The organism is Clostridium tyrobutyricum DSM 2637 = ATCC 25755 = JCM 11008 (assembly GCF_000359585.1).
Taxonomy (GTDB): Bacteria; Bacillota; Clostridia; order Clostridiales; family Clostridiaceae; genus Clostridium_B; species Clostridium_B tyrobutyricum.
The window spans coordinates 15,035-41,324 of record NZ_APMH01000014.1 but is presented as its reverse complement, the minus strand read 5'-3'; the positions used below and the strand labels follow the sequence as shown (position 1 = coordinate 41,324).

25 protein-coding genes are annotated in these 26,290 nt (G+C 31.5%); 3 read left to right on the top strand and 22 right to left on the bottom strand.

Annotated elements, in window-relative coordinates; genetic code table 11:
• Positions 1-112 precede the first annotated feature (112 nt).
• The 9 genes from J418_RS0107930 to J418_RS0107885 all read right to left on the bottom strand — a co-directional run bounded on the left by J418_RS0107930 (position 113) and on the right by J418_RS0107885 (position 10,299).
• Positions 113-1,411: a homoserine dehydrogenase gene (locus J418_RS0107930; protein ID WP_017750872.1), complete on the bottom strand. Its 1,299-nt coding sequence runs from the start codon at positions 1,409-1,411 to the stop codon at positions 113-115.
• 28 nt (positions 1,412-1,439) lie between these two features.
• Positions 1,440-4,931, bottom strand: a complete 3,492-nt coding sequence (locus J418_RS0107925; RefSeq protein WP_017750873.1) for an AAA family ATPase — start codon at positions 4,929-4,931, stop codon at positions 1,440-1,442.
• Positions 4,918-6,141 (bottom strand): exonuclease SbcCD subunit D, encoded by a 1,224-nt coding sequence (locus J418_RS0107920; protein WP_017895313.1) that lies wholly within the window; start codon positions 6,139-6,141, stop codon positions 4,918-4,920. Before J418_RS0107920 ends, J418_RS0107925 begins: the two co-directional genes overlap by 14 nt.
• A gap of 195 nt (positions 6,142-6,336) precedes the next feature.
• Positions 6,337-6,996, bottom strand: a complete 660-nt coding sequence (locus tag J418_RS0107910; RefSeq protein WP_017895311.1) for a potassium channel family protein — start codon at positions 6,994-6,996, stop codon at positions 6,337-6,339.
• A 24-nt stretch (positions 6,997-7,020) separates the two neighbouring features.
• On the bottom strand, positions 7,021-8,352 hold the full coding sequence (locus J418_RS0107905; protein WP_017895310.1) for a TrkH family potassium uptake protein: 1,332 nt from the start codon (positions 8,350-8,352) through the stop codon (positions 7,021-7,023).
• Between the two features lie 95 nt (positions 8,353-8,447).
• On the bottom strand, positions 8,448-8,717 hold the full coding sequence (locus tag J418_RS0107900) for a late competence development ComFB family protein (protein WP_235807017.1): 270 nt from the start codon (positions 8,715-8,717) through the stop codon (positions 8,448-8,450).
• Between the two features lie 35 nt (positions 8,718-8,752).
• Positions 8,753-9,589 (bottom strand): hypothetical protein, encoded by an 837-nt coding sequence (locus J418_RS0107895; RefSeq protein ID WP_017895309.1) that lies wholly within the window; start codon positions 9,587-9,589, stop codon positions 8,753-8,755.
• A 117-nt stretch (positions 9,590-9,706) separates the two neighbouring features.
• Positions 9,707-9,886, bottom strand: a complete 180-nt coding sequence (locus tag J418_RS0107890; RefSeq protein WP_017895308.1) for a YjfB family protein — start codon at positions 9,884-9,886, stop codon at positions 9,707-9,709.
• Positions 9,887-9,909: 23 nt separating this feature from the next.
• The gene (locus tag J418_RS0107885; protein ID WP_017895307.1) at positions 9,910-10,299 is read right to left on the bottom strand and encodes a secondary thiamine-phosphate synthase enzyme YjbQ; all 390 of its coding nucleotides are present in this window, start codon (positions 10,297-10,299) and stop codon (positions 9,910-9,912) included.
• Positions 10,300-10,567: 268 nt separating this feature from the next.
• Between J418_RS0107885 and J418_RS15900 the strand changes: the two genes are divergently transcribed.
• A complete protein-coding gene (locus tag J418_RS15900; protein ID WP_459561947.1) occupies positions 10,568-11,041 on the top strand; it encodes an FAD-dependent oxidoreductase in 474 nt (157 codons plus the stop codon).
• An 80-nt stretch (positions 11,042-11,121) separates the two neighbouring features.
• Here the strand turns inward: J418_RS15900 and J418_RS0107875 are convergent, their stop codons facing one another.
• From J418_RS0107875 to J418_RS0107860, 4 genes are all read right to left on the bottom strand, one after another.
• Positions 11,122-11,655 (bottom strand): flavoprotein, encoded by a 534-nt coding sequence (locus J418_RS0107875; protein ID WP_017895305.1) that lies wholly within the window; start codon positions 11,653-11,655, stop codon positions 11,122-11,124.
• A gap of 75 nt (positions 11,656-11,730) precedes the next feature.
• A complete protein-coding gene (locus tag J418_RS0107870) occupies positions 11,731-11,997 on the bottom strand; it encodes a phospholipid carrier-dependent glycosyltransferase (protein WP_017750884.1) in 267 nt (88 codons plus the stop codon).
• Positions 11,998-12,051: 54 nt separating this feature from the next.
• Positions 12,052-12,453 carry a nucleotidyltransferase substrate binding protein gene (locus tag J418_RS0107865; RefSeq protein WP_017750885.1) on the bottom strand — a complete coding sequence of 134 codons (402 nt, stop codon included), beginning with the start codon at positions 12,451-12,453 and terminating at the stop codon, positions 12,052-12,054.
• On the bottom strand, positions 12,434-12,757 hold the full coding sequence (locus tag J418_RS0107860; RefSeq protein ID WP_017895304.1) for a nucleotidyltransferase family protein: 324 nt from the start codon (positions 12,755-12,757) through the stop codon (positions 12,434-12,436). Before J418_RS0107860 ends, J418_RS0107865 begins: the two co-directional genes overlap by 20 nt.
• A 178-nt stretch (positions 12,758-12,935) precedes the next feature.
• Between J418_RS0107860 and J418_RS15550 the strand changes: the two genes are divergently transcribed.
• A complete protein-coding gene (locus J418_RS15550) occupies positions 12,936-14,108 on the top strand; it encodes a transposase (protein WP_017895303.1) in 1,173 nt (390 codons plus the stop codon).
• 429 nt (positions 14,109-14,537) lie between these two features.
• Here the strand turns inward: J418_RS15550 and J418_RS0107850 are convergent, their stop codons facing one another.
• From J418_RS0107850 to J418_RS16940, 8 genes are all read right to left on the bottom strand, one after another.
• Entirely contained in the window at positions 14,538-15,362 is an 825-nt protein-coding gene (locus J418_RS0107850) for an HAD-IIA family hydrolase (protein WP_017895302.1), read from the bottom strand.
• 29 nt (positions 15,363-15,391) lie between these two features.
• Entirely contained in the window at positions 15,392-16,750 is a 1,359-nt protein-coding gene (locus J418_RS0107845) for a sn-glycerol-1-phosphate dehydrogenase (RefSeq protein ID WP_017895301.1), read from the bottom strand.
• 18 nt (positions 16,751-16,768) lie between these two features.
• Positions 16,769-17,815: a glycerol-3-phosphate dehydrogenase gene (locus tag J418_RS0107840; protein WP_017895300.1), complete on the bottom strand. Its 1,047-nt coding sequence runs from the start codon at positions 17,813-17,815 to the stop codon at positions 16,769-16,771.
• A gap of 41 nt (positions 17,816-17,856) precedes the next feature.
• A complete protein-coding gene (locus J418_RS0107835; RefSeq protein WP_017895299.1) occupies positions 17,857-19,125 on the bottom strand; it encodes a PTS galactitol transporter subunit IIC in 1,269 nt (422 codons plus the stop codon).
• Between the two features lie 22 nt (positions 19,126-19,147).
• Positions 19,148-19,441 (bottom strand): PTS sugar transporter subunit IIB, encoded by a 294-nt coding sequence (locus J418_RS0107830; RefSeq protein WP_017895298.1) that lies wholly within the window; start codon positions 19,439-19,441, stop codon positions 19,148-19,150.
• A 19-nt stretch (positions 19,442-19,460) separates the two neighbouring features.
• On the bottom strand, positions 19,461-19,940 hold the full coding sequence (locus J418_RS0107825; RefSeq protein WP_017895297.1) for a PTS sugar transporter subunit IIA: 480 nt from the start codon (positions 19,938-19,940) through the stop codon (positions 19,461-19,463).
• A 215-nt stretch (positions 19,941-20,155) separates the two neighbouring features.
• The gene (locus J418_RS0107820; RefSeq protein ID WP_017895296.1) at positions 20,156-23,098 is read right to left on the bottom strand and encodes a sigma 54-interacting transcriptional regulator; all 2,943 of its coding nucleotides are present in this window, start codon (positions 23,096-23,098) and stop codon (positions 20,156-20,158) included.
• A gap of 91 nt (positions 23,099-23,189) precedes the next feature.
• Complete coding sequence (locus J418_RS16940; protein WP_254903760.1) at positions 23,190-23,315, bottom strand: hypothetical protein; 126 nt, start codon at positions 23,313-23,315, stop codon at positions 23,190-23,192.
• Between the two features lie 137 nt (positions 23,316-23,452).
• Between J418_RS16940 and J418_RS0107815 the strand changes: the two genes are divergently transcribed.
• Complete coding sequence (locus J418_RS0107815) at positions 23,453-24,358, top strand: DUF4351 domain-containing protein (protein WP_017895295.1); 906 nt, start codon at positions 23,453-23,455, stop codon at positions 24,356-24,358.
• A 196-nt stretch (positions 24,359-24,554) separates the two neighbouring features.
• Here the strand turns inward: J418_RS0107815 and atzF are convergent, their stop codons facing one another.
• On the bottom strand, positions 24,555-26,282 hold the full coding sequence (gene atzF, locus J418_RS0107810) for an allophanate hydrolase (RefSeq protein WP_017895294.1): 1,728 nt from the start codon (positions 26,280-26,282) through the stop codon (positions 24,555-24,557).
• Positions 26,283-26,290 lie beyond the last annotated feature (8 nt).

The window sequence follows — 26,290 nt, the reverse complement described above, 5'->3', positions numbered from 1 at the left end:
TTTTTTAATATCAACGTGTTAAGGGGGAGAACATATTAAATAAATCAATAACCATATATTTTAAAAAATTTTTTAAAAATTTTTTTAATTTTTTTTATAAAATAGAGGTTTTTTATTTAAAATCTTCTATTCTTATAATATTATTAATTGCAATTACGGATTCCAAATTATTAATTTCCTTAACAGCACAATCTATTTTTTCCTTACAAGTATTATGTGTAATTAAAACTATGTTAACCCCTCCTTTTGAATTTTTTTCTCCCTTCTGTATAACCGAACGAATGCTTATACTATACTTTCCAAAAATTGTAGTTATTTTTCCAAGTGCCCCAGATTGATCTTCCACAGTAATTCTAATATAAAACTTTCCTTTACTCTTTCCTATATCATCTATCTTTCTATCCCATAGATTATTTTTCAATGCAGGTAAGCTACTTTGCGAATCTACATTTTTTCTCAATATGGCAATAATATCACTTACCACTGCACTTCCGGTAGGCAGACTTCCTGCACCTCTTCCATAAAACATAAGATCCCCCACTGCATTTCCTTTTATAAATATTGCATTAAAAGAATCATATACATTAGCAAGAGGATGATCATTAGGTATCATTGTAGGATGAACTCTAAGTTCAAGCCTTCCAAAATGATCTTTTGCAATAGCAAGCATCTTAACTACCATATTGAATTTCTTGGCATACTTTATATCTATGGATGAAATTTTGGTAATGCCTTCCCTATAGACATTATCTATATTTATCTTTGTGCCAAAAGCCAGTGATGAAAGTATTGCAAGCTTATACTGTGCATCAAATCCTTCAATGTCAGATGTTGGATCCGCCTCAGCATATCCTTTTTCCTGTGCTTGCTTAAGGGCAGTATCAAAATCCATTTTATCAAGCTGCATTTTAGTTAAAATATAATTCGTAGTACCATTTACTATGCCGTATAACTCTTTAATTTTATTGGCAGTCAAGCTTTCCTCTATTCCATTTATTATTGGAATTCCTCCTGCAACACTTGCTTCATATTGCAGCATTACTCCATTACTTTCTGCTTTTTGAAATAGTTCATCCCCATTAGTTGCCAGAAGCATTTTATTTGCAGTAACTATATGCTTTTTCTTGTCCATGCATTTTAGAATATAGTCTTTTGAAGGTTGTATTCCTCCCATGACTTCCACTACAACCTTAATCGAATCATCATTCAATATATCATTGAAATCAGTTGTAAGTACACCATCAGGTATATATACATCCCTATCTTTATTTTTATCTCTTACGAGAATCTTTGCTATTTCAACTTCATATCCCGATCTTTTCATTATCTCTTTTCTATTTGAGTACAAAATTATACAAACCCCAATTCCTACATTTCCAAGTCCCAACAATGCTATTCTAACTTTTTTCATAATATATTTCACTCCCTGTTTTTATACTCTATTCTATTTTAACCCTGCTTCCTCCAATTCCAGCTTCTGCCGGAGTAACAACAAGCTTTACCGGAACTCTGTCTTTAATTGATTCCAGATGACTTATTATTCCTATTGACAATCTTTTATTGTGAATTTTTTCCAGTGAATCCATAACTATCTCAAGTAAATTATCGTCAAGAGTCCCAAATCCTTCATCTAAAAAGAACAATTCAAGAGGTGCCGTACCTTTTAATTGTATTCGGGAGGATAATGCCAGTGCAAGTGCAAGTGATGTTACAAATACTTCGCCGCCTGACAGAGTTGAAGCATCCCTCTTTTCTCCTCCATTTTTATAATCTATAATGAGGAATTTTCCCTCGTCATCAACTTCCAATCCATACTTTCCACAAGTTATGTGTCTCAATCTTTTACTAGCCTCAATAGATATGTATTTCAACTGATTTGCAGCTACAAATTCTACAAATTTTTTGCCTTTGAATAATTTATCCAGATCATCTAAAATACTTAATTTATGATTGAGTTTTTGTTTTGATTTCGAAAGTATATTTAACTCATTTAATTTGTAACTTATATATTTTATCTCATCTTCTAATTTTATCCTAGTATTTTTAAGTTCCTCAAATATTTTATTTTTTTCATTTCGAGACTTTTTTATCTCATCCCACTGCTCCTGTGTAATCTTTCTACTGCCTATTTTTTTATTAATATCTTCCAGAGTGCCTGCCAATTTAGCTGATAATCTATTATATTCTTCTACTTCACTTTTTAGTTTTTTGATTTCCAGTACATCTACAATATTATTTTTAACTTCATCTATATTATTTATATTTTGTTCTTTCAATATATTTTCAAGACTTATTCTTTCCTGTGTATTTCTCTCTTTTAAATTCAGCAAGTTTTTTTGAGATGCTACCAAATTGGAATTGCATTCATTATATTTGGTATCTATGTCATTTTTTTGTTTTTCTGTTCTAATGTATGTATCTTTTATCTGCTCTATCCTGCGGAGTATACTCTCCTTAACACTTTCAAGTTGTTCCATATTCTCACTGTTTTCAAGCTTAGCTTTTATACTAGTTTTTTTCTCATGTATTATCTTTTCATTCTCAACAAATCTGACTTTATTTTCATTTAATCTTTCTCTCAAATCTGTAAATTTTCCTTTTAGAATCTCTCTCTGATTTTGATTTTTTTTCAAAGCCACCCTTAAATCTTTTAATCGATTTTCTATGGAAATTCTTTTCTTTTCTCTTTCATATATTTCCATGTTCTTCTGCTTGAAGTCGTGGACCTTGAGCTCAGTTTTCATATTGGACAATATATCATATAAACCCTTATATTCATTTTCCAATTTTTCAAGTTCTGTTTTCAAATTAACAAGTTGACTTTTATTCTGTTCCTGAACGGCAAACATTTTGCTATATCCTATTTCCAATTTGTTTTTATTCTCAGTTAAGATTTTAATTTGGCTTTCCAGACTAGTTTTCTCTGAATTGAATTTTTCAATATTATCCCTCAACAATCTAAATTGATGTTTTAACTCATCTACAGAAACTGATTTAAACTCTTCCCCCAATTGTTCCAATTGCTCATTGTTTTTTTCTATATTTTTGATTTCTCCGTCAATATTTGCCTTTATTTTTATAATTCTTGCAGTCAACAATTCATAATCTTTCTTCTTTTTATCCAAATCCAATTTTAGCTGCTTTAAATTATGAGTATCAGTCGTCTTTATATTTTGTCCAATATGATGAACTGAACCGCATACAGGACATGGCTCACCTTCTATCAATTTACTTCTCAATGTCTGGGCGAGATTTTCAACATGGATACTTTCAATCTCACCATTTCTATTACTGATATGTTTTTCCAATTCCTCAATTTTTTTATTATCTTGGTTCAATTTTTCTTTAAAATCTTCTATAATATTACTGCTATTTTTAATATTGTAAGTAATGCTGTTATATTGAGTCCATTTGTCGTCTGTAGAAGATATCTTTTTTTGAAGTTCAAGAAGCATATTTTGATCCCCTGGACAATTTTTTAACAGTTCATCCAACATATCTTCTTTTTCCTGCAGCAAATGCTTTTTTTCATTTAAATCATTGAATAATACCTTACTTTCCCTTTCATTACTTTCAATAATATATACTGTGCTTTTTATCTTACCACATAAAACATCTCTTTGCTTTATTAAATTTTCATAATTACTTAAAATCACTATTGCCTCATTGACTTTTCGCTTGTATTGTTCTGAAGTTTCAAGCTCATCACACTTTTTTTCCTTAAGACTTATACTATTATATATTGATTCAATATACTTGCCATTGTTTTCTATTTCATATTTAAAAGTATCAATATTGTCACTCAATTTTACAATGCTTTCTTTTATTGAATTATTTTCACATATAACTCTATTTAAAATATCTCTTTCCTGTATGGCATCTACAATTTTTTGATACTGCAATCTCAGCTCAGGTAATTTATTGTCATTATCAGCTTTGGCTTCAGTTAAAAATTTGTATACTAAAGCTCTATTTTCTTCAACTTTTTTCATCTCATCTTCCAAATGCATTATTTCATTTTTTACACTTTTAATCTTTTGGACTGTACTTTCATAGTTATCAACATATGGTTTTACTTTTAGTGCACTTTCACACAATAAAATCTTATTTTTGTAGCTTTCTATTTTGGCTTTATTTTTTTCAAGTGAATCCTGTTCAACAAGCTTATGTTTCAAATCATTTTGAAGATCCATCAATTCTTTTCCCTCATTGAATTTGACTTCAATTTCTGCAAGTTGTTTTTCATATTCACTGCACTGTTCTTTAATTATTGAGAACTGTTCAGTTTTATTTTTAAGAATATCTACATTAATATTATCATAGCCTTTTAGTTCACCCTGAAGCACATTAAACTTCTGTTTTTGGCTGCTTACTTCTCTGGACAATTTGGAAGAAAGTTCATTACCATATTTCTGAAGATTAAACAATCTCTCAAGCATATCCCTTCTTTCTTTTCCACTCAATGTTAAAAATTCACTGAATTTTCCCTGGGGCAAAACCACCGTCCTGGTAAAATCATCAAGCTGCAGGCCTATTATTTCTTCACACTTTTTGTTTACACTTTTTACTCCCTCTTCTAATATTTCTTCTCCACAAGTAATATCTAAAATCCTAGCAGATTTTGTTCTGATCCTTCCCTCTTTATCTCTCCTGTATTCTCTATCCACTCTATAGATATTTATTTCCTTCGCAGATATCTGAAATTCAAAACTAACATATAAATTGCTGCAATTTGTATTAATAAAATTAGAGCTTTTTCTTGCAACCTCGCCATATAATGCAAGGGTAATACCATCAAGTATTGTAGACTTGCCACTTCCTGTAGGACCAAATATGCCAAACAAACCTCTGTACATCAATTTATGAAAATCTATTTCCTGCGTTTCTATAAAGCTGTTCAATCCCTTTATTTTAAGTTTAATTGGTCTCATTTTCTTCTTCACCTCCATTCATAATGGATAATAATGTATCTACCACTTCCTGCTGAGGTTCAACTTTCCTCTCCTTAAAATAAAACTCCTTAAATATTTCTTCAAATGGCTTTTCAGAAAAACTACCTATATCTACGTTGTCCACATTTTCTCCCACTATTTTAGGTACAATCTCAATTATATCCTTCTTGTTTGTCTTCATTAATTTTATTGCTTCTTCCCCTATGTATGTATCAGTCATAATTTCTATATATACAAAACAATTTCTGTCTTTATTGATTTTACATTTTTTTATAGCATCCTCTACACTTTTGCATTTCCATATTTCTATAGGCTTGTATATTTTAAATTCTATCTCTTCCACGCTGCATTGTTCACATGGTTTTACATCTACTATAAAACATTTCTTTTTAAAGTTAATTTCCTTTTTATTGTACTGAAGTGGAGATCCTGAATATCTGACTATTCCATTTGTTCCAGGTACTATTTGAGGTTTGTGAATATGGCCAAGTGCAACATATTGGGCTTTTTCAGGGAAACAACTTCCATCTACTATAAAGCTTCCTCCAAGCTGAACATTCCTCTCAGAACCGCCTTCCTGACTACCTATCGTAAACAGATGTGAAACAACTAGGTTTATAGTATCATCTCTATAGTTTTTACTTAGGTTGTCAAAAATTGATTTTATTCTGTCATTATATGATTGGACCTTTTTGATCTCAGTATCCATTTCATCGTACAATACTTCATTTAATCTCTTTTCACTTGGGTATGGCAATGTGAGAATTACAGCTCTTTCTCCATTTATTTCTATTTCAACATATCCATTTCCAGAATCAACTACTGTATGATCTCCATATTTCCCAGGAGATACTATAGTTTTTGGAGTACCTATCATAATAATACCATGTTCTTTAGCGAGAGGGCCTGCCGCTACAAGTCTATCCGGATTGTCATGGTTGCCTGCTATGATCAGGGTCATTCTCTTCCCGCCAGATGACAGCTTTTTAAGTGTATCATAAAACATTTTTTCAGCTCTTGCAGGTGGATTATAGCTGTCGTAAATATCTCCTGCAACAATTATCAAATCTATGTGATTTTCTTCAACTATACCTATGAAATCTTTGAGAAAAGCCTCCTGTTCATCCATTCTGCTATATCCCTCCAGATTTTTCCCAAGATGCCAGTCAGAAGTATGTAAAATTCTCATATGTAGCCTCCTTATCCAAACAGCTGCTGCTTGTAAATTTTTTTACAAGCAGCAACTGCCTATTTTATCTAAATTATACACCAAAAAGTTGGCTTTTTTATAGTACATATAAATAGAATCATCACAGCAGCTAGTAATCCATAATTCATTTTCTTTTTCAAATAAATTTTCATAATGAAATCACCTTTAATATTGTTACTTTATCTTTTTTCCCAACTTTTCAATTTGACTTTGTTTTCCGATAGCTACAATTATATCTCCTTCAAGGAGCTTGAAATCTGGTGTAGGTGAGACATTTACATCATTTTTCCTTTTTATAGCTATAATATTTATCCCATAAATAGTTCTTATATCAATTTGACTTAGAGTTTTCCCTATCCATTGTTTCATACAAAGTATTTCAGCAGCTGTATACTCGGAAGACAGCTGTATAAAATCCAATATGCCATTTGATACAAGATTATGGGCAACTCTGATAGCAGTATCCTTCTCTGGAAAAACCACTTTGTCAGCACCTATCTTGTATAATATCTTTGCATGCAGTTCTGTATTTGCCTTAGCCAGTACATACTTTATTCCCATTTCTTTCAACAAAAGTGTAACTACAACACTGCTTTGAATATCGTCACCTATTCCTATTATGGCTGCATCGAAATTATCTAATCCAAGTGCATTTAAGTTCTCTTCTTCTGTAGCATCTGTTTGAACTGCCTGTGTCACATAATTGCTTATACTCTGTACATTTTCATCATTTGAATCAACTGCAAGAACATCATTTCCCAGCTCATATAAAGTCCTGGCCATTGACTTTCCGAATCTTCCGAGACCTATAACCAAATACTGTTTTTTCACCATAAAGTTTACCTCCAGTTAAAAATTTTATCCAATCAACATTCTATCATCAGGATATTTTATAGAATTAGGAATTTTCCTGTTTGTCATTGACAATATTATTGTAAGTCCACCCAATCTTCCAAAAAACATGTCTACAATTATTATTATCTTTCCGGCAGTACTCAAACCTGCTGTAAATCCTGAACTCAGTCCAACAGTTCCAAAAGCCGATACACATTCAAAAAATATGGTCTCTGAGGATTCTCTGGATTCAATTACACCTAATATCATAAAAGAGACTAATACCAATAATATGTCAATTATTAATATTACAATAGATTTATAGACAAGGTCTTTTTTTATAGTTTTTTTATAAATTTCAGTATTCTGCCTTCCCCTTATTACAGATATTACTGTCATTACAATTATAGCAGTAGTAGTTATTTTTATTCCACCTGCAGTAGAACCTGGTGCTCCACCTATAAACATGAGAATTACAATAAGGGACTTGCTGCTTCTTGTCATATCCTGGAGAGATATTGAACCAAATCCCGCCGTTCTGGATGAAGTCGACGCAAAAAATGAGTACAAGAGTTTATGCCCTAAATTCATTTTTCCCATAGTATCTGGATTTTTAAATTCAAACATGAAAAATAGTATGGTTCCAGATACCAAAAGTATTATAGTCATGGTTATACATACTTTTGAGTGAAGGGATACTTTCTTTATGTCCTTCACCCTTCTCAAACCATATATCTCATTCCATACATAGAATCCCAAACTTCCAGTAATAATCAAGGCACTTATGGTGAGTACAATATCCGCATTATTGTGATATGGAACCAATTCTATCCCGGCATTGCAGAAAGCCGAAACCGAATGAAAAATAGAATAAAAAAGACCTCTGTAAATACCAAATTCAGGTATGAAATGTATAGAGAGAATACCTGTCCCTACAGCTTCTACTAAAAATGTAAATATCAATATGTACTTTGACATCTTTATAAGTCCCTGTATATTAAAGGAATTCAGAGACTGCTGAATCAGCAGCCTCTCTCTAAGTGTTATCCTTCTTCCTGAAAGCAGTGCAAGAAGAGTTGAAAATGACATGAATCCCAATCCTCCAACTTGAATTAAAGTTAAAATTACAGACTTTCCAAAATAGGTCCAGTAATTTCCTGTATCCACAATTGAAAGCCCTGTTACACAAGTTGCAGAGGTAGCCATGAATACTGAATCCAAAAAATTTGTATGTATATGCTTTTGTGAAGATATCGGAAGAGAGAGCAAAACTGCACCTATAAATATTATAGATAAAAATCCCAGTATTAAAATCTGAAGTTCATTTATCTTAAATAATTTTTTATTGAGTGTCATGCAGAAAACATCCTTTTCATTTTTTATATGGATTGTTATACTATAATTATATTATTATCATATCTCTTTGGAGAAGTTTTATACCTTAATAAAATTTAATGGGAATGAGATGGATTTTTAGACACTATATTTATGGCAAGAACAATTTCTTTTACTATATTTGTATTAAACTGCCTTGAAAGTTCATTTAATTTAGTATATAACATTCCTCTTTCAGTGGATATATATTTTGGTGAAAGATTATTTAAAACTATTGCCTTTATATCATTCAAACATTTAGGGCATTTGCAAATATCATCATACTTTTCCAGAACACCCGGCATAAGTTCATCTACAATATCTTCCATATAATTTTTTACCAACATTTCACCTTCTCAAATATATTTGTAATTTACAATAACTACATGATTAACTTACCTACTGTATTTCTATCTAAGTTCTCACTCTGACAATACAATGCATTACCTGCACTTTTAACTATAATATCAGAATTTTCCATAATAGTTCTTGTTTGATACTGATCTAGCTCACCCAGAGAGTTCAACCCTTTAGCTGCCATATCCAAAATCATGTCCTGATACAATACATCATTGAATAATCCTGTCATTTGTTTATGTATTTCATTTAAATATTTATCCAATGGTTTTATCAAATTATTTTCTATTGCATTGGTATTTTTAAGTATATCATTTATACTTAAATTTCCTTCTATGTGTATATCATCTGTATGGGCTTTATTATTTTTAGATTTTTTGTCATTGGATTTATCTAGGCTTATATTAAGAGCCATATCTACAATGATATTAGATTCATCACTTGTTTCTACTGAAACTGTTTTTCCTGCAAAAGCACCTTTATCTCCAAAAGTATTATTCATTATACTGTTCATGTTCTCAATTATTTCTTTTGCCTGTTTTTCTATAGACTGCCTGTCTTGACTTGTACAATTATCTTTTCCATATTGTATGGACAATTGTTTAAGCTGATTTGACATTTTTTGAAGTGAAGTCACTGCTTTTCTCTTTTCCTGGAGAATAGACATACCTTCCTGTATATGCTGCTCTGATATTTGACTGTTTCTAAGTTGAGTCCTCAATTGATCCACTTTAAAGTCGTCTGCAGTAAATTTATTATTTCCAAATAGATCTTTATTTAATTTATCCAATAACCCAGCGTTTTTTCTCTGTGTATTCATTATATTATGTTTGGTAATTACACTTGAAACAATATTTATCAATTAATTCATCCCCTCTATTAATTTACTTGAGTTATCGTCTATATTAAGTAAAACTTTAATTATAAGTCAGCTGTTACCTGGAAATTCATTACAGATAACAGCTGACTTATAATTCTACTATGCCCTTATATCCAAATTATTTCCCAAATTCGTATCATAAGAAACACCTTCCAATATTTCCATGATTTGTCCAGCATTTTCACTTGTATTGTTCATAGCCATTTTCATTAGTGCTATGCCTGCACTCTGTTGAACCTTTGATTGGTTCATGGCAATTGACAATGATGCTATATCCATCTAAATCCCTCCTTTTATACTGATTATCCAATAACTTTTATACAAACTTTTCTATTTCTCGGGCCATCAAATTCGCAAAAATAGATACCCTGCCATATTCCAAGTACAAGCTCTCCATTTTCTATAATAACATTACAGGATGAACCCATCAATGAAGCTTTTATATGAGCATGGGAATTTCCCTCTGCATGTAGATATGCATCATTCACTGGAAATTTTTTATTTAACGCATAGAGTATATCCCTTACTACATCCGGATCAGCATTTTCATTTATTGTTACTCCTGCTGTAGTATGCGGAACAAAAACTATTGCAATTCTATCTTTAACGCCACTTTTCTTTACTTCCTCTTTTACAAGAGATATTATATTTATAAATTCCTGTTCCTTTTTAGTTTTTACTTCGTATTTCAAATTAGTACCTCCAAACTTTTAAACTTGAGTATAATTCCAAAATCTACATTTCTATCTATATTATCTTTATTTTATCAAACTATTCAAGTATAAACCATACTAAAAAACCTTGAAGAACATGTTAAAGAGTACAACGTAGATATAATAAGATCTCAATTGGCCACAGGATTAAAAAAAGAGGATTTAATAGAGGTTCAGCTGAAAAGCAAAGGTGTAACACTGTCCTCATTGTGACGGTCCTCTATTTAAAGGAAAAGATGTAGCAGTTATCGGCGGAGGTAATTCAGGAATCGAGACAGCCATTGATCTAGCAGGCATCGTGGAACATGTAACTGTTCTTGAATTTCTGCCAGGGCTTAAGGCTGATGAAGTACTTCAAAATCGCCTCAAAAGTTTGTCTAACATAACTGTGATAACCAATGCTGAGACAAAAGAAATTACCGGCAATGAAAAGGTAAATGGCATTACCTACATTGACCGCTCTACAGGAGAAAAACACAGTGTAAAAATTGATGGAGTATTTGTACAAATTGGTCTTGTACCAAATACCGGTTGGCTAAATGGAACTGTAGCACTCAATTCACGAGGTGAAATCATTACAGATAACAAGGGTGCAACAAATATACCTGGAGTATTTGCTGCAGGCGATTGTACGGACAGTCCCTATAGGCAAATAATTATCTCAATGGGATCAGGTGCAACTGCCGCCTTAAGTGCATTTGATCATATAATCCGAAACTAATTATAAAAAAGTTGGTGTAATACACATTCATCGTATTGCACCAACTTTTTTTCAGCTTTATAAATTATGAAAACCATATTCTAAGCTTGGGCATCTAAAACCTTAACCACTGTATCTACTATCTGATCAACAGATGGAAATATTGAAGGATATTCCTTGTTCCCATTGTCTACAAAAGTAAAACCGTCACCTATTAAAGTCTTTACGTTACGCTGTACACTTGGACTATTGTACATCTTGTTATTAATATGTGTAGCTATGACTTTGGGAGTACGTGTTGACATAATAATTGTTGACAATAAATCATCTGCAATTCCATTAGCTGCTTTTCCTAAAATATTTGCAGAAGCAGGTGCAATCAAAAGCAAATCCACGTCTTGTGAAAGGGATTTGTGACCTTTTTCCCATGATTTTGGCAAGTCAAAGGCTTCAATTTCAATGGGATGATCAACACTTCTCTGTACCATAAGCGGTGTTATAAAATTAGTTGAATTTTCGGTCATGGAAGCATATACATCTGCGTGAAGTTTTTTCAGTCTGGAAATCACATCCAAAGTTTTTATAGCCGCACTGCATCCAGTAATACCAACTACTATTTTTTTACCATCAAGCATATTTACACATCCTTTATCTTAAGTTTTATGATTTTTATACTATAATTAAATTATAGCATCAAATAGCATTTTTTATTATATTATTCTTAATTGTGTGAATAAAAATTCTGATATATTTTTATGTAGATAAGCGAGATAGAAAAGTAAAACAATCACACCTGCCACTATAGAATCAAACAAAATATATTTTTTAAATATATACATTATTATTAAAGTTATAAGTCCCAATATAAATACAGCCAGCCTTAAATTAGTTATGTTATGACCGAATTTCTGCTGCTTTTTTAGTAATGAATTATACTTGATCTTTCTTTTTTCATATTCTTTTAGTGGTAATATCACCCAATGTTCCTCCCTGAATATATAAAACTATATCATAAGTGAAACAAACACTTCTCAAGATACAACTATTGTTTCAAATTTTGTAACAAGCGATTCCAATAATTTTACATGATGAGTTTTTATATTATTAAATATTTCAAGCGCCAGTTCTTCATCATATACATGGGAAGTTCTATTTCTATCAAGCATCATGGTTATCCAATCATCTCCATCTGTAATAATTTCCTGCTTAAATGCAAGTCTTATAGTACTTCTTGGGCTTACAGCCCCTTCTATACCCTCATATTCCAGATATGATTTCATGAGTTTCCAGCTAAGTTCAAAAGTAAATTCGAATCTTTGAATAACTGCATCCACTAAAATATCACTATTATCTTTTATTTCACTTGCATTCTTCAATCTAAAAAAAGCTTTTTTAAAATCTATATATCTCTCTTTAACTCTCTCCAGCATCATAAATTACAATTCCTTCCCTCTCAATATTATCTTTCAAACCTGTTTTGGATATATTCTTCATATTTAATGTATCAAAAGTAAAAGCTGTATTCAGTTGATTTAATCCATCACAAATAGAATTGAAATCTCTAGATGTAATATCATCTCCTAAAATAGCAATATCTATATCAGAATTATATTTGTAATCTCCTCTTGCCCTAGAACCAAAAACAACTGCACGGTCTACGTTTTTAAATTTTGAAAATGTTTTTTGAATTTGTATCAATAATTCCTTTTTTATCCCTAATTTTTCTTCAAGTTTCAAAAAATCACCCCATTGACATTATTATAATAGCCTTGAGCATAACTCTAAGACACTCATTTCTCTAGCCCTATAAGGGCTATTTTTTTCTATCACTAAAATTTATATCATAGGATTTCCCCAACTTTTGTCGAATTTTTAAAATACAACATAATAAAAACACTAAAAGGAGGAAATCTCTATGTATCAACGTCAAGAAATCTTTAACATAATTGAGCTTTTTACTTCTAAAAATACTATAAATTTTTATACTAACATTTTTGAAAATCTTAATTTATCTCCTATACCCGATAGGGTTCCTTCTAAATATGGACCTGTCGGCTTCTCAAGACATGCTCTTTTCAGAGCCTTTATAGTCATGAAATGTGAGAAGTTTGCTCAAATTACTGATCTTAAAGATTTTTTAGAAAATAATTTAATCATTGCACAGCTTTGTGGCTTTGACATTCTTAAACCACTTCCTTCATACAGAACTTTTCAAAGGTTCATAAAAAATATTGAAAACTCTTGCTTGAAAGAAATTATGAAATATCAGGTAAATACTCTTAAAAAACTTGGCTTTATAGACAATAATTTTATATCTGTTGATGCAACTCCAATTAAAGCAAACACTAAACTTAATAACCTTAAATGCTTCGCATCAAATAAGTTTTCAAAGAAGAATCATCCAAAGTCTGATAAAGATTGTAAACTTGGAGTACATACTGCAAATAATTCCATGAAAATTAAAATCAATGATAACTCCAATAATAAATTAAGTAAAAAATATGAATTTTACTGGGGTTATAAAAACCACGTTATCTGTGATGCAATATCTGGACTCCCTATAGATGAATACACAAGTACTGCTGATATCAATGAAATTTCTACTTTAACCAAATTTCTTTCAAGTACAAACAGCTGGTCTTCACTTAATGGAAGTTACGTTATCGCAGATAAAGGCTATGATTCAAAATCAAATCATAATTTCATAAAAAACAACCTGAAAGGACTTGCTTTTATTGCCATCAACAAAAGAGGAAAGAAAACTCCTAAATTAACTTCCACTGGCAATATTATATGTCAAGGCGGTCTAGCCATGCATAAAGATGGACGACAGTATTTTGATTCATACATCAAACAAAAATTTTGCTGCCCATTTAAAAAATCTAAAGATGATTCCTTATGTCCCTGCAAGCATGAAAAATATTTCAATGGCAGGAAAAACAGAGGATGTGTCCGTTATATCAGCAAAGGCACTGACTACAGGGCTTCAATTAATCATGAGTCTAAATTTTTTAAAACCATCTACAGCTTGAGGACAGAATCTGAAAGATATAATTCCAGATGGAAAAAGCTTATGTCAAGAATATAAATTCTGTCTCAAACTTAAATACTGTAGGACATATATGTCTTCTGACGACTGCGATAGCAGCTATAAAATCTGGTAACTCTGATAAAACCAGATCCCTATCGGGATTAAAGAGAACAGCTTAATTTAAAACCTGTTATTTTTTAAAACCTATTTTTACCTTAGGACCAGTCTGACTATTTTTACGTTGCCATTAATTGTAAAACATGTTTTTCATAAAAAAGCTGTAATTTTTATTCTTCAATCAATAATATTTCCTTTTTCTTGTATTTAATTTTTTAATTATGCTCATGTCTATTATTATAATCCATACAATTGTCTCTTTCCACATGTTTTCATATATAATGTTCAATCAAATTTATTATTTGCTATAGATTCCTTTTTTTACCATAAAGTCAGACCCCATTAACCCGAGGGTCTGACACCTTAAACTTAGCAACATCCCAAAACATCTTTCATACTGGCCAGTGATTCGAAAACAAGTGTAGGTTGTACTTTAGATTCAACTAAATCTTCAAGTTTTGCTTCACCTGAAAGGACTAGAATAGTCACAGAATTATTATCTCTTCCTATAGCTATATCAGTATAAAGTCTATCCCCTAAAAAAGCAATCTCTTCTTCTTTAAATCCCGTATTTTCAATAACATATTTCAATGTATGATGTGACGGTTTTCCAAAGAACTCTGGAATAACTCCCGTTGATGCTGTAATCATGGAGCATATTGATCCACAATCAGGTATAAATCCATCTTCAGTGGGACAATTAAGATCAGGATTTACCGCTAGAAAACCAGCTCCATTTCTTATAAATCTGCAGGCTTTTGAAACGTTTTTGTAAGCCAGTGAAGTATCAAATCCTACAACAACTAGATCAGGATTGTTCATATCAATAGGAATTCCAGACTCTATGAAGTCATTTTTAAGATATTCATTGCCTAAAATAAATACCCTTCTTCCTTTCAGGTTTGCTTTGATATAATTTATAATAACATGATTTGAAATAAGCATTTTATCCAGACTCAAATCATATCCCATTTTTTTAATCTTGTTTATATAAAACCTTGCATTTCTAGATGAATTGTTCGTAAAAAATTTAAATTGGATATTATTATCTTCAAGTCGGTGTAAAAACTCTATGGAACCATCAAGTATTTTATTTCCCAGATAAAAAGTTCCATCAAGATCAAGTATAAAACATTTTATCCCCTTTAAAATGCTTTGTGCACTTTCACTGTTATCAATTGTCCTAGCCATCATATATCATATCCCCTTTTTACAATTGATTTTTATCTATAATAAATATCTGCTGCAAAATCAGCAGCCTTATCCAATTCTCCAATATCTTCAAGAAGCTGAAATACACCATATCTATTTCTCATGTCCTTTGCCGCAATAAAACTCTTCCTGAAAAGTTCCCTGTCCAATCCAATATCTTTTGGATTCCATACTGCATCCGCCTTTTTCAAAATATCAATTATTTTTTCCGGTTCCGGCACATTCATATGACAAATAGATTGTATCCTATCCCATTTTTCCACTATCTTTTCCATATTGGATCTTCTATCTTCTATTTTGAAATCAATGCTCTTTTCCTTGAATTCAATGATATTTTCCGCACTTTTTGTATATACATCTTTTATATTTTGCCTCCATTTACTTCTGTCAAGATGTAGATACTCCCCCTTTTTCAACACTTCATTTATATCTATATTTTCTAAATATTTATATCCATAAGCTGCAGCTCCCACACCTACACCTACAGTATTGCCATGAAGCCATTTTGTAGTACCTCCCCTGTTCATAAAAATCATTTCATAACAATGAGAAAGTTGATGTTCACTTCCTGATGCAGGTCTTGATAATCCCACCATTCCAATAGCAATTCCAGATAAAATCAAAGAATCAATTATATTTTTTACAGTATTTTCATTTCTTGTGGTTAAACCTGGTGCTGCTTCTTCACATTTTTTTAAGGAATGCAACACCAGACTTTCTATTTCAGTACAAAAATGCTCATTTTTCAAAGTATTGGCAAGGTGCCAGTCTGCAAGGGCTGTATATTTTCCCAAAATATCTCCAAGTCCTGCCTGAATCATCTGCATAGGTGCCCTTTTCATGATATCTATATCAGCAACAATAGACATTGGATATACTGCATCATAGGTAATCTTTACACCATCACATACAAGGGGTGACACTACAGAAGCATATCCATCCATGGAAGGTGCTGTTCCAACAATTACATATGGAATACCAATTTTACAACTTATAAATCTCGAGATATCATTGATTGTACCAGAACCTACAGCAATAATAAGTGCTGTATCCTGAGGTATTTTCATCATTAACCTTCCCAAAGTTATTTCATTTGGAACTAAATGTTCATCATCAAATATATATTTTGTTACTTTGAACTTATTGTTCAAAATTTTCTGAACCTTTTCTCCAGCTACCTGAAAGGTATGTTTATCTTCTACAATAAACACTTTCTTATTTTCATAGTCTCTGATTAAATCCGGAAGCTGATTTAAAATTTCTTTTCCAATACTTATATTTTTTATTCTGACTTTATGACTCTTTCCACATGAACACTTGTAATCAAGTCCTGGCATATGTTCTATTGTTATATCAGATGAATTTTTCATGGTTATTTCCCCCCATTTTTAAAATTTTTCCGTTTCAAAAGACTGCCATGGTATGTCCGCTGCAGAAGCACCAGAATTTATTATGTTATCAACATGAAGCAATAGTGGAAATTCTTCAAGTTTAACAATTCCTCTTTCTGCCATGTGTCGTACTCCTCTTGCAGTACGTGTAGCAATAACTATTGATTCCAGAGTCACACCTTTTAGTTGTTCCATGGCCTCTTCAAATGAAAATCCCCGGCCAAGCAAAGTTCCTATTTTTCTGGTACGTCCTCCAAATACAGTTACATACAAGTCACCGGCAGAAAGTACAATGTTATCCTCTCCTCCTCCTGCTATCTTAAGCAGATGCTTCATTTCTCTTACGCCTTGACCAAAAAGTCCTGCTTGTGAATTATAGTGTTCTATCCCTGAACCATCCCTTCCAATTGCCAGTCCAATTGCCAGTGATACACCAAGGGCATATGCATTTTTAAGTGCTACTGCACATTCAACACCTTTAACATCTGTAGACAGACTTATATGATAGTATGGAGCTTCGAAAATATTTTTAAGCATTCTAAGGGTTTCTATATTTTTCCCACAGAATGTAACAAGAGAATGATCTTTATCTGCAAGCTCATAACTAGTACATGGTCCACCTATTGCATTAATGGAAAGATTCTTATTTGAAACAAGCTTACTTTCAAAATACTCAGGATAGTTGATCATAGTACCATCTTCCATATCCAGCATTCCTTTGGTTACTGAAAGCAGAGGTATGTCCTCAGGTATAATAGGCAGTATATTATCTACAAACCAGTCAATGCCAAAGCTGCTGACTCCACATATAACTACATCCGCTCCTTTTAATGCTCTTTCTACATCTTCAATTTGATAGTATTCTATACCATTTTCAGGCAATTGTCGCTTTAGTGTAGGGTGAAATCCTTTAGATTTTCCTGTATTGATTATATCTCTATCCAATGGTGTACCAACCAATCGTACTGTATTTCCATTTTCAACTGCTGGGAAAGATAAGGCTGATGCCATTTGACCGGCTCCAATAGTTGTTATAATTTTCATAATATTACCTCCATATATTAATTTATAAACACTATTCTATATTATATAAACTGAAATATCTTTACTATTATCCAATTTAAAAAATTACCTCCAAGATCAAGACTTGAAATGTTCGAGGTACCTTTAGGCATTGTAAAATGTGCCTGATTAGCCATCATCGTATGGAAAGGTGCTATATTAGTAGCCATTAAAAGTACAAAAGCCATAACTATGGTACCTGATATAACTGAATGTATTATATTTCCTTTGGCTGCCCCTACTATGAATGCCACATAAAAGCATATTGTAGCAAGATCTCCAAATGGAAGCACCTGATTTCCTGGAAGTACTACAGCCAGAAATATTGTAATAGGAACAAGTACCAGTGCTGTTGCCATTACTGCCGGATGTCCTACTGAAACAGCAGCATCAAGTCCTATGGTTATTTTCCTGTTCTCTCCAAGATTCCTCTTTTGAAGAAAATTCTTAACAGATTCGGATAATGGTATGAGACCTTCCATAAGTATTTTTACCATACGGAGCATGAGCATCATTACTGCTCCCATTGTAATACCCATTTTAAATATTCCGCCAATGTCATATCCTGCAAGCGCCCCTATGATTAAACCCAATACTAATCCAAGCATCATTGGTTCCCCAAATATTCCAAACTTTTTCTGAATACTTTCAGGATCTGCCTTTAAATTTTTTATCCCAGGTATCTTTGAAACCAATTTCACAATTGGAATTCCTATAAGTCCGCAAGCCGCTGTAGATCCTGTTGGAAGAGAAACACCTTCAAGACCAAAGAAATTCTCAACCATAGATGCTGTTCTATCTGCAATTTTAAAAACTACAACTTCATATAACACTGCTGCAAGAATAGCCAGTATCCAGTTTCCATCTGTGAGAACATATACAGTAGCTCCTGCTGCTGTAAAATGCCAGTAGTTCCAAATATCAACGTCAAGTACATTAGTTAATTTTGTAAATAACATTCCCAGGTTTACCAGCATTGCTATAGGTATCATAATTGCTGCTATAGGTGAAGCCCAGGCTATTGCTGCAGCTGCAGGCCATCCTACATCTATAATATTCAAATGCAATCCGAAATTTGTTACCATCTTTTGTGCTGCCTCACCAAGTCCTCCAGGACCTGTAAGCAATCCAATGACAAGGTTGATTCCAACAAATCCAATACCTATTGTTATACCTGATTTAAAGGCTTTTTTAAAGCCTTGTCCAAATATTATGCCTATTATAGTGAGAGTTATAGGCAGCATTACCGTAGGTCCTAAATTTATAATATATTTTACAGCCGATAATAACATATTGCTCCCCCCTGCCTAATTTTTATTTCTTCAATTGTTCAATAATTTTTTGATCTGTTTTTTCTGCATTTATATTTGTAAGATAATTCATTGCCTTTATTACAGGCATTTTATACTCTCTTGGTGTTATGGTAGTTGTTACCAAAAGATCTGCCTGATCTTCATATCCACCTACTTCTGAAATCTTACATTGAATAATTTTTGCATTTAAACCGTTTTTCTTAATTAGATTTTCCACCCTCTCACAAACTACAGTTGAAGTAGCTATACCTGTGCCACAAGCAACAAGAACAAGTTTTTGTTTTGAATTTTCCATAATATTTTCCCCCTGATTTTTAATTATTTTTTATTGATATGCTCTCAAGTATTACATTATATATACTTTCTTGATTATCTTTTTTAAATATTTTCTCTATCAATTCTTTATTTTGAATAAGCTTCATCAATTGCTGAAGCATTAAAATCTGACTGTGAGGCTCCTTAAGTGCCATTACAAAAGCAAGTTTTACATCTACATGTCCATTTCCATCCATACACTGAAATCTAACTGGTTGTTTTAATTTAATTAGTGCAATAGCTGGTTTAAGTACATGAACTGCATCTGTATGAGGTATTGCCACTCCATAATCTTCAAGTTTAATTCCAGTTGGAAAAACTTTCTCTCTTTCAATCAATCCTTTTAAAAAGGAAGACTTTACATATTGTTTTTCATAAAGCATCTGATAAGCTTTTTTAAATACATCTTCTTCACTTTTAGCTTCCAAATTACATGTTATTAAATCTTGAATTAAGTATTTGCCAATACTTTCTTCCATAAACCCATCAACTCCTTTCCAGCATTAAATTTATTTATTGTTAATTTACACTAATTATTATAGCAAATTGCATGCCAATTTCAGTTGAATTTTAAAAACGGGATTATGATTACGATTACATGGTATATTTCACAATATATCTCACAATATATTTAAATATCTTTTACACAAATATACTATAATACTATATGTTGTGATATATATTGTTTTTAAAATTATTCTATATATTCAAATATTTTATTTATTACGGATTTGGAATCATTCATATCCTTCACACTCTCTATCAGATCTGTATTTTTTATGGTTTTAAATAATTTAAGAAATGACTTTTTGCTGTTACCGTTAAGAGCTAGAATAAATACTATATCAACTTTATTGCCTTCTTCCCATAAAATAGGATTTTTAAGCACTGCAACAGCTATAACTGGTTTTATTATGTTCCTTTCATAACTTGCATGAGGTATGGCTACACCATTTCCTATATATGAACTTCCAAGATCCTCCCTGTCAAGTATATCTTCATAGAATTCATGCCTTACATAGTTCTTTCTCTCCATTGACCTTGCCATTATATTTATGATTTCCTCCTTGGATCCAATAGAATAAAATAATTTTACTATGTTTACATCAAACAGATCTTTTAAATTTAAATCCTTATCTGGTTTTAATTCTTTCATGTTTATAGAATTAATCAATAGTTCCTCTCCTCTATTCTGCAAAAATTCTTCAATATACATAAAAGGTACATCATGAATTTCAGGATTTACAGTTCCTACAATTGCCACAATTTTATTTTTCAATCTTATATTTTCTATTTTTTCATTCATATCTCCATTTTGTTCTACCAAACCAACAGGTATTATTTCCATGTCAGTATAGTTTTTTTCCTTAAGTTTGGAAAGTATAATGTTTTTTATCTTTATAGCTGTTCCTGCTCCTGTAACACATGTGGTTACTATAACCTTTTTCTTTAAATTGATTTGTGTATCATCATTATTTCTAAAACTTCTTGGCAATACCCTCTCAAGCTCCATAAGTGAGTTGAAAATGGATTTCAGAGTTGCAGTACTTTGTGCTGACTTTCTAAGTGCCTCAAGCACCATAAGTGTATCTACCCTGGAAACTATTTTCGTTGGTATTCCAAGATCTCTAGTTATAAGTGTGCCAAAACTTATAAGGGATCCCATATCAACCAAAAGAAGTATACCTTTGCCTCTGTTTATCTTTTTTGCTGCATTCCTTACTTTTATGTAAACTTCCTCCGGCTTTTGATCTAATTTCATAGTTATAGCAATACCATGCTGTATTCCTATTATTGATTGTGAAATTTCAAGCATGGTTTTTGATACATCTCCATGAGTAATTATAATTATTCCTACTTTACTTTCACTTATATTTTTTTCCCTGTCTAAAAATTTGTTTAAATAAAGAGCTATAAATCCAGCTTCATCTTCGGGAAAATTCATATTTAATTTCATATTTATTATTTCAATTATCTTCAATGCTATTTTGAATTCCTTCTTATACTTGTCTTTAATGGTTTCAAGTTTTGGATTTTCAATTTTCTTTCCCATTCTAATCCTCTCTACTGCAGACCCTATATGCAAGCACAATACATTATATATGGAAAAATCAATCTGACCTATTTCCGACAAGAGCATTTTTTCAACATCATCTACTATATCCACAGTTTCTTTTCCTACTATATCCTTGAGAAGTCTCTTGGACATTCCATAATATCTATTTGTTATATTGGAGATATAGTCATTAAGTTCCTTTTCAAGTTCATCAGATACTATACTTTTTATATCATTTGTCAATTTGTTCTGGCACTTTAGTTCCTCTATTCTGTTTTCTATAAAGTCATATACATTATAAGTAAATACACTGCTTTGATCATCACAAACTTTTTTATAATCAATTTCAATATTTTTGTCTTCAATGTCAATCATATTAAGCTGCATGGCTTTTTCATGTATATAGGAAAATTGTTTTTTTATATGGGAAGGGAGATCTTCAATTTTAATCTGCATTTTATCTGAATTATCAGAAATAAGATTTAAAAATGACTTTGCACAAGTTACCTGTATATCGGATCTAAGTTGTCCTATATTTCCCGGGCAGTTGTAAAACAAAAAACTCTTTATTACTTCTCCTGATATATAAAATGCTTTATTTATACGCTGTGCCTCCAATTTGAAGAATTTATTTATAATTTGCATTCTTTCAATAGTAGGTCTTTCTTCAAGGCTTGGTATTTCTATTAATACTGGAATTCTTCTTCTAAAAGTATTGAGCAAATTTGATTCTACGTTCTCTGTAGTAGCACCTATTATCATAACGTTTACTTTTCTTGTTACATCAGTTTCTCCTAATCTTGTAAATTCCCCCTTGTCTATTATCCTGAACAAAATTTCCTGTCCCTTTGATGGTAATCTATGTATCTCATCAAGAAAAAGCATTCCATTGTTTGCCTTCTCTATAAGGCCATGCTTGTCTGAAAGGGCACCTGTAAAACTTCCCTTTTTGTATCCGAAAAGCTGGGATACCAGAAGCTGAGGATTGTCACCATAATCTGCACAGTTGAATACTACAAAAGGAACCTCCTTTTTTCTAACCTTTCTGGCAAATTCATTCATCTGCTCCACCAACTGACTTTTACCTACACCGGTACTTCCACATATTAAAGTATGAAGTCCATTTTTGGGATAGAGTACGGCCGCCTTTGCAAGTTTTATAATATGATTCAGACTGCCGTTGTTTCCAATTATATTTTGAAAATAGTTGTCCATATTTTTATTTTGAATCATATTTTTTCTATAATTTGTAGTTTTTACTTGAGAAGTCTTGTCTTTATCTTTTAACTTTTCAATATAATCCCTATACTTGTTCAATCCAAAAGTAGAGATTTTAAAACCTGATTTGTTTAAAATAGCACACAATTTTCTATAGGATATTCTGGTATCTTTCTCTATGAAATCATGTATGGCGTTCATCAAAAGCTTGTTTCTTCTGTGTAAATAACTGGGGATTCCAAGCTGCTGTCTCAATTCATTTACCTTTTCCCTAGATATTTTCAATATAGATGAAATTTGTTCATCTGTCATAGGATTCTTTTTATCTTCATTATCTATTATTTGAATAAGCTTATCTATCATTTAAATCCCTCCACTTTATATTTTATCATTTTTATGTATTATAATTTCAGTATATGTTATTTTATATTAAGTGTAAATTCAACCTTTATGTTTATTCAGTTACTGCTTTTGCTGAAAAATTCATAGATGGAAGTAATACGGATAGACTTAAGAGAAAAGAAGAAAATAGAAGGCAAGAACTTATGCTTAAGAAATCTTTAGAATTTGATTGTATCAAATTCTATTCCTCTTTTTACCACAATTACCATGGGGACTGACCCCATTATATTTATCAAAATAGTTTTCCATGATAACAAAATATGATAATATATAATCATAGATATGGTTATTAAATTGCAAAGGAGTTTATTCCCTATGGCGGAAAAGATCAAAAATATTGAAGATGCTATAATGAAAAGTATACTAGATGTTTTCAAAGAAGATGCTCTTCAATTCTTCGGTATAAAATCCAAAATAATTACTGCTGCTAGAACTGAACTAAAAAATCTGCAAATAGATACTTCCTTTATGGACTACACATTTTTATTAGACGATAACTCCTTTCTGCACCTTGAGTTTCAAACTACAAATAGGAAAAGTGACCTTGCAAGATTTCTTGCCTATGATGCAGTTTTATATTACAAAGAAAATATGCCTATAAATACAATTGTAGTTTATTCTTCTAATATCAAAAAAGCTAAAACAAATATAAATATAGGATCTATTAAATATTCAGTTAATGCTTTCTATATGAGTAATCTAGATGGTGATGCAAAATACGAATACTTAAAACAAAAAATACAATCTAATGATATTTTAAATAGCAATGATTTATTATCTCTCGTATTTTTACCTATAATGAGCAGTACTAAAGATAAAAATGAAAGAATACTGGAATCTATAAGGCTGGCTAAACAAATAAAAAATAACCGAAATCAAATGAATTCCCTAGCTCTCTTATATGCTTTTGCTGAAAAATTCGTAGATGGAAATAATATGGATAGAATCAAGGAGGTGTTTGGAATGACTGAACTTGGAAGACTATTGAGAGAAGAAGGTAAAAAAGAAGGTAAGGAAGAAGGCATAAAAGAGGGCAAGAAAGAAGGCAGAAGGCAAGAACTTATAAGAACATCTACCAGGTTGTTGACTAAAAAATTTGGTATTTTACCTGATAATATAAAAGGTAAAATAGAAAATTCTGACACTACCGTACTTGAAATAATAGTTGATGAAATACTGGACTTTAAAAAGCTTGAAGATACCTATAAGTATTTAAAATAGAGAGATTCATATCATCTCTCAGATTGATTAAAAACCCGTGACTTTAAAAAGTCCCGGGTTGATGAATTTATAAAATTATTAAATTGCCCTCTAATTATATAGATCTAAGTTCTTGCATATAGAACTTTATATTTTTTATTTTCTAATTTTATATTAACATTCACCTATCATTAGTAACAAAAATGTATAAATTCAGTTACTTATTGATATTCCTCCAACTTTTAAATTTTGAAATATCTTCACTTTGGGACTGCATATAACTTTCACAAATAAAGCCTGATACCCTCCTTCCATCATCAAGTTCAACTTTTCCTATACATAATGGTTCTGGAATTTTTTCTAAAAATTCACCTAATTGTTTTATAGGAACATCCCATATTTCTAATTGAATCTTTTGTCCATTATTACCTACCCTAATCAAGCCCGGCTTAGAGGGGTTAGTTGGTAATTTTATCAATCTATAATTAGAGGATGTTTTCCTTTCTGATTTAAATTTTGCACCTATATTAATTAGCTGAGTCTCTAAACTCAATCCTCGCATATGCAATCCACAAACAGCTAAAGGAATCATCCTGTCTTCTAAATAAACTGATTGCCATACTTTGGCAAATGCTAGATTAATTCCATCTTCTTCACTCAATGCAAAGCTGGTGACGCCGAAAGGAATCTTCTCTTCAATAAAACCTGCTTGAAATGCCAATGCTGAAAGTTCTAATAAATTGCAATGGTTTGTATAAAGCCCCATATTACTATTAGTTTCAATAGGATCTGCATCAACCTGCTTTCTTGTATATGTTCCCCCACAAGTTGGTAGTAGCAAAATACTGTCTTTTAATATTTTTCTTACCTCACATTTTATTTTTGCTAAACGATGCATTGCTTTAAATACAGAATCTGCTTTTAAAGTGTCTTTATTACCGCTTTTTAAAATACTTTCAGTAACAGGAACCATTTCATGACTTTCATTTTTTACAACAAAACCTCCAAGATCTGACCATCGCTCAGCAATCCAAGGTCCATCATATAGAATAGCTGCTGCTTCAGCAAATATTTTATAATCTACATATTCAATAGGAATATCCATTTTTTCTACAGTTTTAACAAACATTTTCCAATTGTACTTATATTGTTCTGCATAATCACCATAAAACTCCAATTCACTATCAGGTAAACATATTTTTTCAGGCATTTTTTCTTTTACCCAATTAAGTTTCTTTGACCAACAACATTGTTTATCATAATGCCATGCTATTTTATTTACCAATTTTGCATCTTCTAAATTATGTGTAAAAACTGTAATACAATCTAGTGAAGCACAAGCTGGAACAACTCCTTTTGTAGACCATCCACCTAAACTTGGTTTAAGACCTACTAAATTGTTCAATGCTGCCGGTACCCTCCCGGAACCTGCTGTGTCTGTTCCAAGTGAAAAAACTGCCTGTCCCATAGCTACACTAACTGCTGAGCCTGAGCTGGAACCACCACTAATTAATTCAGGTTTAAGAGAATTATGAGTTTCTCCAAATAAACTTCTTGTCCCTACAAGTCCAGTGGCAAATTGATCAAGATTAGTCTTTCCAACAGGAATAGCTCCTTCTTTTATTAAAAGTTTCACTACTGTTGCATGCTCTCTTGGCATATATGCAAAGTTTCTGCATCCTGCCGTAGTATATATTCCTTTTATATCAATATTATCTTTAATAGCAAATGGAATACCCCACAACAGTGCCTTTTCTTTATTCAAAGTTTTTAAATTGTCTAAATATTGTTGAATAAATTCCATGGAAGGAGGAACTATCCAAATATTCATATCAGCTGTTTCATTCGCTCTTTTTATAATTTCATAACATATATTTTCTGGGGTAAAAATACCTTTCTTATAGCCCCTCTTAAGATATGAAATTGTCAATTTACCATCTATCATGGAAATTT